The organism is Aeromonas sp. ANP5, assembly GCF_963870295.1.
Lineage (GTDB): Bacteria > Pseudomonadota > Gammaproteobacteria > Enterobacterales > Aeromonadaceae > Aeromonas > Aeromonas veronii.
In genome coordinates, this window is the sequence record NZ_CAWMRY010000009.1 from 22,532 (window position 1) to 34,683 (window position 12,152).

At 60.7% G+C, this 12,152-nt stretch carries 15 protein-coding genes; 6 read left to right on the plus strand and 9 right to left on the minus strand.

The window, feature by feature from the left end:
• Positions 1–62 precede the first annotated feature (62 nt).
• The 4 genes from dapF (at position 63) to AACT07_RS07175 (ending at position 3,380) form a co-directional block, all read left to right on the plus strand.
• Entirely contained in the window at positions 63–893 is an 831-nt protein-coding gene (gene dapF, locus AACT07_RS07160; protein ID WP_005336371.1) for a diaminopimelate epimerase, read from the plus strand.
• A gap of 92 nt (positions 894–985) precedes the next feature.
• Positions 986–1,666 carry a DUF484 family protein gene (locus AACT07_RS07165; protein ID WP_005336370.1) on the plus strand — a complete coding sequence of 227 codons (681 nt, stop codon included), beginning with the start codon at positions 986–988 and terminating at the stop codon, positions 1,664–1,666.
• Positions 1,659–2,636, plus strand: coding sequence for a tyrosine recombinase XerC (gene xerC / locus AACT07_RS07170; protein ID WP_069527038.1), 978 nt, complete (start codon positions 1,659–1,661; stop codon positions 2,634–2,636). Before AACT07_RS07165 ends, xerC begins: the two co-directional genes overlap by 8 nt.
• Positions 2,637–2,669: 33 nt before the next feature.
• Positions 2,670–3,380 carry an HAD-IA family hydrolase gene (locus AACT07_RS07175; protein ID WP_069527039.1) on the plus strand — a complete coding sequence of 237 codons (711 nt, stop codon included), beginning with the start codon at positions 2,670–2,672 and terminating at the stop codon, positions 3,378–3,380.
• Positions 3,381–3,456: 76 nt separating this feature from the next.
• On the opposite strand, the gene AACT07_RS07180 is transcribed toward AACT07_RS07175, so the two are convergent.
• On the minus strand, positions 3,457–3,855 hold the full coding sequence (locus AACT07_RS07180; RefSeq protein WP_069527040.1) for an STY0301 family protein: 399 nt from the start codon (positions 3,853–3,855) through the stop codon (positions 3,457–3,459).
• A gap of 45 nt (positions 3,856–3,900) precedes the next feature.
• On the minus strand, positions 3,901–5,427 hold the full coding sequence (locus AACT07_RS07185) for a cyclic nucleotide-binding domain-containing protein (RefSeq protein ID WP_069527041.1): 1,527 nt from the start codon (positions 5,425–5,427) through the stop codon (positions 3,901–3,903).
• A gap of 145 nt (positions 5,428–5,572) precedes the next feature.
• Between AACT07_RS07185 and AACT07_RS07190 the strand changes: the two genes are divergently transcribed.
• Positions 5,573–5,956 (plus strand): hypothetical protein, encoded by a 384-nt coding sequence (locus AACT07_RS07190; protein WP_041236100.1) that lies wholly within the window; start codon positions 5,573–5,575, stop codon positions 5,954–5,956.
• Between the two features lie 12 nt (positions 5,957–5,968).
• Here AACT07_RS07190 and AACT07_RS07195 read toward each other — a convergent pair whose 3' ends face one another.
• Both AACT07_RS07195 and yjgA read right to left on the minus strand, forming a co-directional pair.
• Complete coding sequence (locus AACT07_RS07195) at positions 5,969–6,751, minus strand: gamma-glutamyl-gamma-aminobutyrate hydrolase family protein (RefSeq protein ID WP_021231832.1); 783 nt, start codon at positions 6,749–6,751, stop codon at positions 5,969–5,971.
• Positions 6,752–7,147: 396 nt separating this feature from the next.
• Positions 7,148–7,672 (minus strand): ribosome biogenesis factor YjgA, encoded by a 525-nt coding sequence (yjgA, locus tag AACT07_RS07200; protein WP_005336359.1) that lies wholly within the window; start codon positions 7,670–7,672, stop codon positions 7,148–7,150.
• 114 nt (positions 7,673–7,786) lie between these two features.
• Here yjgA and pmbA point away from each other — a divergent pair, with 114 nt between their 5' ends.
• Positions 7,787–9,130 carry a metalloprotease PmbA gene (pmbA, locus tag AACT07_RS07205; protein WP_005355164.1) on the plus strand — a complete coding sequence of 448 codons (1,344 nt, stop codon included), beginning with the start codon at positions 7,787–7,789 and terminating at the stop codon, positions 9,128–9,130.
• Between the two features lie 87 nt (positions 9,131–9,217).
• Here pmbA and murA read toward each other — a convergent pair whose 3' ends face one another.
• From murA to mlaD, 5 genes are read right to left on the minus strand one after another with little or no spacing between them, the layout of a single operon-like run.
• Positions 9,218–10,474, minus strand: coding sequence for a UDP-N-acetylglucosamine 1-carboxyvinyltransferase (murA, locus tag AACT07_RS07210; RefSeq protein ID WP_069527042.1), 1,257 nt, complete (start codon positions 10,472–10,474; stop codon positions 9,218–9,220).
• Between the two features lie 18 nt (positions 10,475–10,492).
• Positions 10,493–10,750, minus strand: coding sequence for a BolA family iron metabolism protein IbaG (gene ibaG, locus AACT07_RS07215; protein ID WP_005306001.1), 258 nt, complete (start codon positions 10,748–10,750; stop codon positions 10,493–10,495).
• On the minus strand, positions 10,750–11,022 hold the full coding sequence (locus tag AACT07_RS07220) for an STAS domain-containing protein (protein WP_069527043.1): 273 nt from the start codon (positions 11,020–11,022) through the stop codon (positions 10,750–10,752). The genes ibaG and AACT07_RS07220 overlap by 1 nt, the downstream gene beginning before the upstream one ends.
• Positions 11,019–11,651, minus strand: coding sequence for an MlaC/ttg2D family ABC transporter substrate-binding protein (locus AACT07_RS07225; protein ID WP_005336350.1), 633 nt, complete (start codon positions 11,649–11,651; stop codon positions 11,019–11,021). The genes AACT07_RS07220 and AACT07_RS07225 overlap by 4 nt, the downstream gene beginning before the upstream one ends.
• 2 nt (positions 11,652–11,653) lie before the next feature.
• A complete protein-coding gene (mlaD, locus tag AACT07_RS07230; RefSeq protein ID WP_005336348.1) occupies positions 11,654–12,151 on the minus strand; it encodes an outer membrane lipid asymmetry maintenance protein MlaD in 498 nt (165 codons plus the stop codon).
• Between the last annotated feature and the right edge of the window lies 1 nt (position 12,152).

Consider the following 12,152-nt stretch of genomic DNA (forward strand, 5'->3'; position numbering starts at 1 on the left):
ATGGCGCTTGGCGACCCTTGGTTCGGTGAATTTTTACAGCCCTAACAGCACAGGAATGCACGATGTTGATAGATTTTTCCAAGATGCATGGCTTGGGCAACGACTTCATGGTGGTGGATGGCGTCACCCAGAAGGTATTTTTCAGCAATGACGTCATCAAGAAGCTGGCAGATCGCCATTTCGGGATCGGCTTTGACCAGCTGCTGCTGGTGGAGCCGCCCTATGACCCTGAACTCGACTTTCACTATCGCATTTTCAATGCCGATGGCAGCGAGGTGGAGCAGTGCGGCAACGGCGCCCGCTGTTTTGCCCGTTTCGTGCGTCTCAAGGGGCTGATCAACCGAGATCGTATCGCGGTCAGTACCGCCCGGGGTCGCATCGTATTGCAGCTGGAGGGGGAGAATCAGGTCACGGTCAACATGGGTGTTCCCCAGTTTGAACCAGGCAAGATCCCGTTCCGGGCCCAGAAGGCAGAGAAAACCTATCTGCTGCGGGCGCAGGAGCATACCGTGATGTGTGGCGTGGTCTCCATGGGTAATCCCCACTGCGTCATCGAAGTGCCTTCGGTCGCCGATGCGCCGGTCGAAACGCTCGGTGCCATCATGGAGCGCCACGAGCGTTTTCCCGAGCGGGTCAACGTCGGTTTCATGGAGATGGTCAACGCCACCGAGATAAAGCTGCGGGTGTTCGAGCGGGGCTGTGGCGAGACCCTGGCCTGTGGCACCGGGGCCTGTGCGGCGGCGGTGATTGGCATCAGTCAGGGCAAGCTCAAGGAGCGGGTCACCGTCAGTCTGCCGGGCGGCAAGCTGACCATCGCCTGGAAGGGGCCGGGCCAGCCGGTCTATATGACAGGTCCCGCCGAGCATGTGTTTGACGGCCAGATAGAGGTTTAGCCAATTAAAGGTTCAGGTACGGGGGGCGTTGGCCCCCTTTGCCCATGATGTCGGGGCAGCGAGCCCCATTTCTCTGATGGATCAACCAATTTATGAGCGAACTCAAACGGCAGGAGCAATCGGTGGATGAAGCCACTGTGCTGGAGTACCTGGCCCGTTATCCCGAGTTTTTCCAACGCCATGCCGCCGTGCTGGACCGGATCCGCATTCCCCATGAACGCAAAGGGTCGGTCTCGCTGGTCGAGCGCCAGTTGGAGCGTCAGCGCGAGCGGATCGAACAGCTGGAGCAGGAGATCACCGAATTGATGGGGATCGCCAGCGAGAACGAGCGGATCTTCCGGGTCTATGCCGATCTCTACGGCGAGCTGTACGGTTGCCAGACCCTGTTCGAGGTAAGTGCCGTGATGGGCAAGGCCTTTGTCCAGCGACTGCGCCTGACCGGGCTGCGGCTCTGGCTCAATCCCAAGAAGTTTGCCCTGAGCGGGCCAGAGCAGCGTTTTCTGGCGCAGGGCAAGCAGCTCGAATCCCTGCTGGGTCAGCGTTTGCCGGGGCAGGATTACTACTTTGGCCGCCTGAGCCAGAGCGAGAAGCAGGCGCTGTTTGGCCACGATGTGCTGGTCAACTCGGTGGCCCTGATGCGGCTCGGCGATCTCGGTGTGCTGGCCTTCGCCAGCTCGGATCCCGGCCACTTTACTCCCCACAACGACACCCTGCTGCTGGGCCAACTGGGGCGCCTGCTGCAACTGCGTCTGCCCGAGTTGACTCATGGCTAGAACACCGGCCAGGGCACCCGCCAAAGCTCCCGTCGTCGCACCGCCACTGCCTGCAGCACTGGCGGACGAGCTGGCGGCCTTTATCGAATACCTGAGGGTCGAGCGTCAGCTCAGCCCTCATACCCGCAATAACTATCAAGCCCATCTGGAGGCGATGACCGCCGAGCTGGTGGCCCTCGGGCTCACTGACTGGGGTCGGCTCGAGGCGAGTCAGGTGCGCACTCTGGTGACCCGGATGCACAAGGTGGGCCTTGCTCCTCGTTCCCTTTCCACCAAGGTCTCGGCCCTGCGCAGCTTTTGCGACTGGCAGGTGCGGCAGGGGCGGCTGACCGCCAATCCGGCCCGTGGCATCGTCACCCCCAAACAGGGGCGGCCGCTGCCGAAAAACCTCGATGTGGACGAGATGCACCAGCTGCTCAACATCACCGACGAGCAGGATCCGCTGGCGGTGCGGGATCGCGCCATCATGGAGCTGATGTACTCTTCAGGGCTGCGTCTGGCCGAGCTAGTGGGGATCAATCTGGTGGATCTGAAGCTCGACGACCGTCAGCTCAAGGTGACCGGCAAGGGCTCGCGGGAGCGGGTGCTGCCCATCGGCCGGATGGCGGTCGAGTGGCTGCAGAAGTGGCTCAAGGTGCGCCCGCTGCTGGCCGGGGACGAGAGCGAGGCGTTGTTTGTCTCCAGCCGCAAGCAGCGGCTGTCGGCCCGCTCGGTGCAGGCCCGCCTCGATGGCTGGGGCAACAAGCAGGCGCTCAACGCCCACGTCCATCCCCACAAGCTGCGCCACAGCTTCGCCACCCATATGCTGGAGTCCTCCGGCGATCTCCGGGCAGTGCAGGAGCTGCTGGGACATGCCGACCTCTCCACCACCCAGATCTATACCCACCTCGACTTCCAGCATCTGGCCAAGGTTTACGACAGCGCCCACCCCAGGGCCAAGCGTGACCCGGATGCGCAGGACGATGAATAACGGGCCCTGAGCCCGTGATGCAGAGGAGAGTCCATGCACTTCTATCGCCGCTGGCAGCCGGTTGCTGCCATCTCGTTTGACCTCGATGACACCCTCTATGACAACGGCCCCGCCATCGTGCGCGCCGAGCAGTGGATGCTGAATCATCTGCGCAGCGAATATCTGGCCACAGCCATGCTCGACAAGCCGCGCTGGCTGGAACTCAAGCGCAGTGTGCTGAACGGTTCCCCCGAGCTGCGCCACGATGTCAGTCTGGCGCGCCAGCAGACCATCCGTACCGCCATGGTCGAGGGGGGGATGGCCGACCAGCAGGCCAGCCGCGAGGCGGAGCAGGTGTTTGCTGCGTTTCTGGCAGAGCGCTCGAAGATCGAGGTGAGCGAGTCCACTCATCAGCTGCTGGTCAGACTGGCCGAACGCTATCCGCTGGTGGTCATCACCAACGGCAATCTGGATCTGGCTCAGGCAGGGCTGGATCACTACTTCACGCTGGTCTGCAAGGCGGGGGCGGGCGCCAGAATGAAACCGGCACCGGATATGTTTGAGCAGACCCGCAATGCCCTCAAGCTGCCAGCGGAGCGGATCCTCCATGTGGGGGATCATCCCGAGACCGATGTACTGGGTGCCCGTCTGCATGGCTTTCGCGCCGCCTGGCTCAACGAACGGCAGCAACCGTGGCAACAGCTGCAACTGTTGCCGGACGTGGAGCTGACGGCACTGGAGGAGCTGTCCGAGCTGCTGCTCTGATGGCGCTGGCGGGTGGCCACGCTCAGGCGGCAATGATTACCGGTAGATGGCTGTTACCGGTAACCATCCAGGATCACTATTTGCGGCAAACCAGCCCGAGCAGGGTGTAGCGGTCGCGCTGGTTGACGCGGCAGTAACTGATGCCGACGGGCAGCGCCTGCTGCAGGGTGATGGCGCTGTTCTGATAGCGGCAGACCAGATAGAGCGGGCGCAGGCTGCTATCGAGCTGGCTCCAGTAGTGGATCTCGTCGCTGTCGCCATTATCCGGTTTGAGTTGGGCCAGTTCGGCAGGATCTCCATCGAACAGGGCCAGATTATCGAGCCGGTGGCTGAGGGTTTCGTTCGGTTTGCCATCGTCATTGCGGGTGAACGCCTGCCAGCCCTGCTGCGGGGTCAGCAGCTGCTGGCGACTCTCGATGGTGGCGGGACAATCAAATTGCAGGCTGGCGGCAAGGGCCAGGGTGGTCAGTAACATGGCTGCGGTTCTCTCTTCACGTCCTCAATACGATGTCATGCTACGTCATCTTCCGCCGAACAGCTTCATCAGTTTATCAAGCAGATCAAGCGGTTGTGGTGGCTGTTTCATGGCTTCCGCCTCCCGCTCCAGCAGCGCCCGCTGCTCCTGCTGGCGGTCGCTCAGCACCCGGTAGAGGGGCTCGACCAGCGACTCGCGCTGCATCACCAACTCCTGAAACATTGCCTGATTGATGCGATAGGTTTCGACGGTGGCCACCGCCCGTACCGTGAAGGAGCTGGGCTCGCCGGTGAGCAGGCTCAGTTCGCCAAAAAAGTCTCCCGCGTTGAGCGTACCGAGTTTCAGCTCTCGCCCTTCGACATTGACCACCATCTCGGCTTCCCCTTTGACCAGCACGAACAGCCAGCTGGAGACATCCCCCTGCTCCAGCATGATGTCGCCGCTGACGAAGGGGGCGAACTTCACCTGATCGGCCAGCTGAAGCAGCTCGTTCTCCTGCAACATGGCAAACAGCGGCAGCTTGCGCAGGGTATCGGTTCGTTCGGCGGTGTGGCGCTTGTGGCGGGCATCCAGATGCTGCTTCTCCTTGGCCATAAAGACATTGAAGATCGGCGGGGTGAGGCGGCGATCGTTGCGGCGCAGGGCGGCATCGATCAGGCTGCGCACCATGGAGTCGGTTGGATCGTCGCGAGCCAGGTCAGTGAGCCAGTAGCGCACCGCATAGCGGGCGATGCCCCCTTCGACGTTCATCAGCAGGCAGTCCGGTTGCGGGTGCTTGGCGACACAGGGGAGCTTGGTCTCCCGCAGGGATTTCTCGATCAGCGCGATGATCTGGGTCGGCAAGGTATCCAGGGTCAGATCGAACCAGACCCAGCGCCGCCACTGCAAGGGTTCGCCACGGCGGCGCCCGAGCACGGTGAAGCGCTGTTTGAGCAGGTGGCTGTTGGGGATGACCACAGTCTCCCAGTTGCGGGTCTCGATGGTGGTGGCACGCCAGTTGATCTCCACCACCCGGCCCTGGGTGGTGTCGACTTGCAGCCAGTCACCGATGGCGATGGAGTTGTCGAGCTGAATGGAGACCCCAGCCAGCAGGTTGCCCAGGGTGTCCTGCATGGCGAAGGCGATGACCGCGGTGATGACCGCCGAGGTGGTGACTATCTCTCCAAGCGCCATGCCGGAGGCGTAGAGGCGAAACAGACCCCAGCCGATATAGCCGATGGTGATGACGATATCGGCGATGATCCGCGGGATCCGTACATGGCAGAGGGGGAGCAGAAATTCGAACAGCAGGATCCCCCATATCTTGACCAGTATCAGGCCAGCCAGCAGGGTGGAGATCTCGATCAGCAATTGATGGGGCAGCGGCAGTTTGAACCAGCCCCCCTCGAGCTGGATCAGCAGGATCACCACCGCGCTTATCATCACGAAACTGAGCTCGGAGAGCAGCTCCCGTCGCTGTCCCGGACGGCGCCAGAAGTGGATCAGCATCAGGGAGAGGGTGAGCAGGGTCCAGAACGGGTGTTCGCCAATCCAGATCAGCGTCGGTAGCGCGGTGAGGTTTTCGCCAGCCATAGCAGCACCTTATTGTGGTTTTATTTCCAGCATAGCTGCTGCGGCGCGGGGAAATGGTGCGTTGGGGCGGCAATTTATTTATCCTGTGCAGAACCGGGCAAAGGAGTGCGAATGAGTGAAATTTTCAAAGAAAATCATCTGTTTGATGGCCCTGTTGCCATTGGTTGGCTGCGACCTGCTGGCCGAGAAATATCGGGTCGAATTCCGGGATGGCTCCTGGCGTGAAATAGCCATTACCCCCTTCTCCAGCGAGGCACGCTGGCGCGAGGGGTGTGCCACCGGCGAGGTGTTGAGTGACATGAAGGTGCCCATCAAGCGGGGTGACACGGTCAATGGCCGCGAGCAGTTGCTGATCGGTGGCGAGAAGTTCGAGCTGGATGACAACAACCTCTACCGCAGCAACGGCATGGTGTTTGGCCATTCGCCTGACCATATCCAGCGCGGGCTCAAGGGGATGGATATCTGCCGCACCCTGCGCCCCGAGCGGGGCGGACTGCCCAAGCTCAAGGCGCGCGGGTTTGGCGACTGAATCGATGAGGGGTTAACTCGCTGCCATCAATGCACTGCGTTGGCGGCAGGCATCGCCAAAGGCTTGAAAGATCTTGATGGAGTGGGGGTTTTCATTGGCTTTCCACTCCGGATGCCACTGCACTGCCAGCAAAAAGGGTGACAGTGCGGGAGCATGAAGTGCCTCGATCAGCCCATCTTCTGCGTGGGCCAACGGCTCCAGACCCTTCCCCAACCGGTTGATGCCCTGTCCATGCAGCGAGTTGACCGGAATCTGTTCTTCCCCCATCAGTTCGGCAAACCAGCTGCCCGGCAGCAGTTTGATCTGATGGCTCGGCCCATACTGCTCGTCGACCGGATCGTCTGCATCCTCCCGGTGATCGTCATAACCCGGCTCGTTATAGACCTTCTGATGAATGTCTCCCCCCAGCGCCACGTTGATCTCCTGCATTCCGCGGCAGATACCGAGGATCGGCAAGCCACGGGCGAGCGCTCCCTTGATGAGGGGCAGATCGAACAGGTCGCGATCCCTGTCCTGCTGTTTTTCCGGCGTGAGGTTCTCCTGACCGTAGAGGGCCGGATCGATATTGGAACCGGCGCCGCTCAGATAGATGCCGTCAGCCAGATCCAGATACTGCTCCAGATCGGTGGTGCCGCAGCAGGTGGGCACCAGCAGCGGGACGCAGCCGCTTATCTCCACCAGCGGCATGATGTATTTGTGGGTCATCACCTGATAGGCGTGGCCGTTGCGGGGCTGGGCACCCATGGTCATCAGCACGACAGGTTTACGGGTGGCGGGAGGCTGGGGATTTGGCATAGGGCACCTTGATTATCCTTGGCGTTGAAGTCTCATCCTGCGCCTTGGGCAGGCCCTTGCAAACCGCTAGGGCAAGGGCATGCCTCAAGGCATGGTCATGGGATCCCGCGTCGGGCCGGGTGGCAGAATCGTTGGTCAGCCTGGGCAGCGACAGCCTGGATCCTCTCTTCAGTCTGCCAAGGACGTTCAATATGTCAAACAAAATGATGCGAAATTGTTAACGGTTTTATTTTGAACTGCTCTGAAGGGGCGATTTAACGGGGCTGTTGAGATGGGCCGTTATGGCTGGGGTAGCAAAGTGGTGGATATATTAAACGCGCAGGGATGGCGGGGGATGTGGAGAGGAAAAGGCATCAAGATAAACACGCCTCCGCGAGGGGAGGCGTGTTTCGGGGATCACAGCAGGTCTTCGATCTCGCCGCGCAGATACTGGTACATCTCGCGGTAGGCGACCGGCGGCTTGTTCAGCTCCCGCTCCTTGTTGGCGGAGCGGATCAGCTGGCGTAGCTTCTGGCGATCCAGCTCGTGGAACTGGGACATCAGCTCATTGAGGGCGCTGTCACCTTCGGTGATCAGGCGCTCGCGCCACTGCTCCAGCCGATGCAGACGTGCATTCACGGTGGAGTGACGGTTCTTGATGATAGAGAGCGCTTCGGCAATCGGCTCGATATCACGGCTGCGCATCAGGCGGCCGATGAACTGCAGATGGCGACGGAAGGACTCATCCTTCTTCGGCTTGAGTTTGCGACCCAGCTCGACAGCTTCTGCAAGCTCTTCATCCAACGGGATTTTTTCCAGCTCGCTGTGGCTGAGGGAGACGATCTCTTCCCCCATTTTCTGCAATGCTTCGGCATCGCGCTTGAGCTGGCTCTTGCTGGGGCCCCAGTCTTCGAACTCGTTGTCGTCTTGATATTGACTCATCGGTCTCTTGATTCCTGTCATTCACGTTTGGCGGATATGTTACCAGCTTCTCCCGCTGGGCGCAGGGGTCTGATATGCTTACCCCCCTTTCCTTCTTTCATACAGATGTGAGTTATGGATCAGCAAGACCAAATCCGCCAGGATCAAGCCCATCTCGAGGCCGTGGTTGCCGAAGCCCTGGAGATAGCCAAAGGACTGGGCGCCTCGCTGGCCGAAGTCTCCATCAGCAAGCAGACCGGGTTATCGGTGAACACCCGGGGTTGTGAACTGGAAAGCATTGAATTCAATAAGGATGGCGCCCTCGGCATCGCCGTCTATCGCGATGGTTGCAAGGGATCTTCCTCGACCACCGATCTGAGCAAACCCGCCATTCGTGCCGCCGTTGAAGCGGCTATCGAGATTGCTCGCCACACCTCGGCCGATGATTGCGCCGGTCTGGCGGACGCCGAGCTGCTGGCCTGGGATGCCCCCGACCTGCAACTGTGCCACCAAATCGAACTGGATCCCCAGCGCGGGATCGAACTGGCCATCGAGTGCGAGCGGCTGGCGCTTGGTCGCGATGCCCGTATCAAGCACTCCGACGGCGCCGGTTTCTCCAGCCATCTTGGCATCAAGGTCTATGGCAACAGCCACGGCTTCGTCAAAGGCTACGCGGCGTCGCGCAACTCACTGAGCTGCGTGCTGATCGGCGAGCAGGATGGCGATATGCAGCGTGATTACGGCTACTCCTCCAGCCGTACCCTCGACGGGCTCTGGAGCCCGCAGCGCATTGCCGACGAAGCCGTTGAGCGTACCGTCTCCCGCCTCGGCGCCCGCAAGATCTCTACCCGTCACGCGCCTGTGCTGTTCCACCCAGACACTGCCTCTGGCCTGTGGGGCCATCTGGTGATGGCCATCAGCGGTGGCAACCTCTATCGCAAGTCGAGCTTCCTGCTCGACAAATTGGGCAAGCAGATCCTGCCCGAGTGGCTCACCATTCAGGAGTTCCCCCACCTGCTGGGCGGGCTCGCCAGTACCCCGTTCGATGGCGAAGGGGTGCGTACCCGCGACATGGATATCATCCGTAATGGCGAGCTGGTGAGCTGGCTGCTTACCTCCTACTCTGCCCGCAAGCTCGGGCTGACTACTACGGGTCACGCCGGTGGCATCCACAACTGGCAGGTCTCCAATACCGGCCAGGATTTTCAAGGCATGCTGAAAGAGATGGGCACCGGTCTGCTGGTGACCGAGTTGATGGGGCAGGGGGTCAATATCGTCAATGGCGACTACTCCCGTGGCGCTGCCGGTTTCTGGGTCGAGAATGGCGAGATAGCCTATCCGGTCGAGGAGATCACCATCGCCGGCAATCTGGCCGAGATGTTCAGCCATATCGTGGCGGTGGGTCGTGACGAGGATGAGCGCTCCAGTCTCAAGACCGGCTCGGTGCTGGTAGAGAATATGAAGCTGGCGGGCCACTGATCCCGGTTTCAACAGAACCGAAACCATGAAAAAGGCCCCCTCGCCAACGCGAGGGGGCCTTTTTATCGGCTAGCGATCAGGGGGCTATCAGCCCTTGATGCGCTCGATGCGGCCACCCAGACCCTGCAGCTTCTGCTCGATGTCTTCGTAGCCACGGTCGATGTGATAGATACGGTCGACGATGGTGGTACCTTCGGCCACGAAGCCGGCCAGTACCAGACTGGCGGAGGCGCGCAGATCGGTCGCCATCACCTGGGCACCCTTGAGTTGCTCGGTGTCACGGCAGATGGCCACATTGCCCTGCAGTTCGATGTCTGCGCCCATCCGTACCAGTTCGGGAACGTGCATGAAGCGGTTCTCGAAGATGGTCTCGGTGACCATGCCGGTGCCTTTGGCGACGGCGTTCAGCACGGTGAACTGTGCCTGCATGTCGGTCGGGAAGGCCGGGTAGGGGGCGGTCTTGATGGTGACCGGCTTGAGGGTGCGGCCAGTCATGTCGAGGGTGATCCAGTCTTCACCCTTCTCAATCAGGGCGCCAGCCTCTTCCAGCTTGACCAGTACCGCTTCCAGCAGGGTCGGGTCGGTCTTGCGGCAGGTGATCTTGCCGCCGGTGACCGCTGCGCCCACCAGGAAGGTTCCGGTTTCGATGCGGTCAGGCTGCACGCTGTAGCTGCCGCCGTGCAGACGCTCGACACCGTCGATGGTCAGGGTGTCGGTGCCCGCGCCCTGGATCTTGGCGCCCAAGGTATTGAGGAAGTTGGCCAGATCGACCACTTCCGGCTCACGTGCGGCGTTTTCGATCACGGTGCGACCATCAGCCAGGGTCGCAGCCATCATCAGGTTTTCGGTACCGGTCACGGAGACCATATCCATCAGGATGTGGGCGCCTTTCAGGCGGCCATCGACACGGGCCTTGATGTAACCATCTTCGATGGTGATCTTGGCACCCATCAGCTCCAGGCCGTGGACGTGCAGGTTGACCGGACGGGCACCGATGGCGCAGCCGCCGGGCAGGGAGACGTCAGCCGCGCCGAAACGGGCTGCCAGCGGGCCCAGCGCCAGAATGGAGGCGCGCATGGTCTTCACCAGCTCGTAGGGGGCGACGTGGTTGTTCACCGCACCGGTCAGCACGGTGACGTTGCCGTTGACCTTGGTGGTGGCGCCCAGCATCTCCAGCAGCTTGATGGTGGTGCCTACATCTTTCAGGCGTGGCACGTTGGAGAGGTGTACCTCTTCATCACAGAGCAGGGTCGCGAACAGGATCGGCAGCGCGGCGTTTTTGGCGCCGGAGATGGTCACTTCGCCGTTGAGAGTACAACGACCATCGATTTTGAATTTGTCCATTTTTACTTCGTTACCAAATCAGGAGGGCAATAGGAATTTACGTTCGCGTTTCCACTCGGCGTCGGTGAACGCTTTGATGGAGAGGGCGTGAATAGCGTTGCTGGCGATCTTGTCCATCAGCGGGGCATAGATGGCCTGCTGCTTCTTGACCCGGCTCATGCCGTCAAACATGTCACCGACGGCGATCACTTGGTAGTGACTACCGTCCCCTTTGACATGGACTTCGGACAATGGCAGAGCCTCAAGGAGTATCGCTTCAATTTCAGAGACTTGCATTATGCGTCCTCAGTTGTGAGCGGGGTTGACTGAAACAGCCCGGCCACCCCGTAGAGGTTGGCCAGGGTATAGAAATCACTGGAGGCGCCCACCAGTTGCGGTGTGGCGCCTCGCGCTAATACGGCTTTGGCCCATTTGACCAGCAGGGCCAGTCCGGCGGAGTCGAGGGTGGTGACGTCGCCGAGCTCGAGCCGGTCGTCCTGCCACCATTCGGCGCGGCGTTGCCACAGGTCATTGACCTGTGGCGCCTGCAGCTCGCCGCTGAGGGTCATGGTTTGAGTACCAGCGGCTTGGCGTTGTGTTCGCGCAACTGGGCGATCACCGCATCAATGCCGTTCTGGCGGATCAAACCGCCCAGCTCGCTCTGTTTGGCGGAGAGCAGGCTGATCCCCTCGGCCACCATGTCGAAGGCTTTCCATTCGCCGGTCTTGTTGTTCTTGCGCAGTTTGAACTCGAGGAAGATGTCCGGCTTGCCGGCCTCTTTCACGCTGACGTTGACGGCGGTGATGTTGCCGCTGGGAGCTTTGCCCGGCTCGACCTTGACGGTCTGCTTGTCAAAATGGGCCAACGCATCGGCGTAGGAGCTCACCATGTACTCGGTGAACACCTCGACGAAGGCATTGCGCTGCGCTTCGGTGGTCTCTTTAATCTGGTTGCCGAGCACCTTGTAGGCGGCGAAGCGGTTGTCCACATAGGGCAGCAGCTCTTCGCGGATGATCACCCGCAGGTGATCCGGATTGCTCTTCACCTGGGCCTGATCGGCTTTCAGGCGGGCAAAGGTCTGCTTGGCAGCCTGATCCACCAGCGCGTTGGGGTCGGTGGCATCGACTGCGGCCTGGGCAGACAGGGAAAAGAGCATGCTGGTCATCAGACCCAGCAGCAGGGCGATTTTCTTGAACATGGTTACTCCTTCTTGCTGTCTGATTTGCTGTCGGAGGATTGGCTGTAGAGGAACTTGCCAATCAGATCTTCCAGCACGATGGCGGATTTGGTGTCTTCAATCAGGTCGCCATCCTTGAGCATCTCGGTGCCCATCTCCTCATCGCTGAAGCCGGGGGCCAGACCGATGTACTGCTCGCCGAGCAGACCGGAGGTGAGGATGGAGAGGGAACTGGTATCGGCGAACTCGCCAGCGCTCTTTTGCATCATCAGGGTCACTTCGGGCACCTGGGTTTTCGGGTCCAGTACGATGTCGCTGACCCGACCGACCACCACGCCGCCAACCTTGACCGGCGAACGGACTTTCAGGCCGCCGATATTATCGAAATGCGCGCGCAGGGTATAGGTTTCTCCTTCCGGTTTGAAGCTCAAACCGGCCACTTGCAGGGCCAGTGCCAGAATGGCACCGATGCCAGCCAGCATGAAGGTGCCGACCAGGAATTCTACTTTGCTGAACTTCATC

Excerpts from the sequence above, each read along its gene's own strand:
- dapF (WP_005336371.1), top strand. The coding sequence starts at position 63 with ATGTTGATAGATTTTTCCAAGATGCATGGCTTGGGCAACGACTTCATG.
- AACT07_RS07165 (WP_005336370.1), top strand. The coding sequence starts at position 986 with ATGAGCGAACTCAAACGGCAGGAGCAATCGGTGGATGAAGCCACTGTG.
- xerC (WP_069527038.1), top strand. The coding sequence starts at position 1,659 with ATGGCTAGAACACCGGCCAGGGCACCCGCCAAAGCTCCCGTCGTCGCA.
- AACT07_RS07175 (WP_069527039.1), top strand. The coding sequence starts at position 2,670 with ATGCACTTCTATCGCCGCTGGCAGCCGGTTGCTGCCATCTCGTTTGAC.
- AACT07_RS07180 (WP_069527040.1), bottom strand. The coding sequence starts at position 3,855 with ATGTTACTGACCACCCTGGCCCTTGCCGCCAGCCTGCAATTTGATTGT.
- AACT07_RS07185 (WP_069527041.1), bottom strand. The coding sequence starts at position 5,427 with ATGGCTGGCGAAAACCTCACCGCGCTACCGACGCTGATCTGGATTGGC.
- AACT07_RS07190 (WP_041236100.1), top strand. The coding sequence starts at position 5,573 with ATGGCCCTGTTGCCATTGGTTGGCTGCGACCTGCTGGCCGAGAAATAT.
- AACT07_RS07195 (WP_021231832.1), bottom strand. The coding sequence starts at position 6,751 with ATGCCAAATCCCCAGCCTCCCGCCACCCGTAAACCTGTCGTGCTGATG.
- yjgA (WP_005336359.1), bottom strand. The coding sequence starts at position 7,672 with ATGAGTCAATATCAAGACGACAACGAGTTCGAAGACTGGGGCCCCAGC.
- pmbA (WP_005355164.1), top strand. The coding sequence starts at position 7,787 with ATGGATCAGCAAGACCAAATCCGCCAGGATCAAGCCCATCTCGAGGCC.
- murA (WP_069527042.1), bottom strand. The coding sequence starts at position 10,474 with ATGGACAAATTCAAAATCGATGGTCGTTGTACTCTCAACGGCGAAGTG.
- ibaG (WP_005306001.1), bottom strand. The coding sequence starts at position 10,750 with ATGCAAGTCTCTGAAATTGAAGCGATACTCCTTGAGGCTCTGCCATTG.
- AACT07_RS07220 (WP_069527043.1), bottom strand. The coding sequence starts at position 11,022 with ATGACCCTCAGCGGCGAGCTGCAGGCGCCACAGGTCAATGACCTGTGG.
- AACT07_RS07225 (WP_005336350.1), bottom strand. The coding sequence starts at position 11,651 with ATGTTCAAGAAAATCGCCCTGCTGCTGGGTCTGATGACCAGCATGCTC.
- mlaD (WP_005336348.1), bottom strand. The coding sequence starts at position 12,151 with ATGAAGTTCAGCAAAGTAGAATTCCTGGTCGGCACCTTCATGCTGGCT.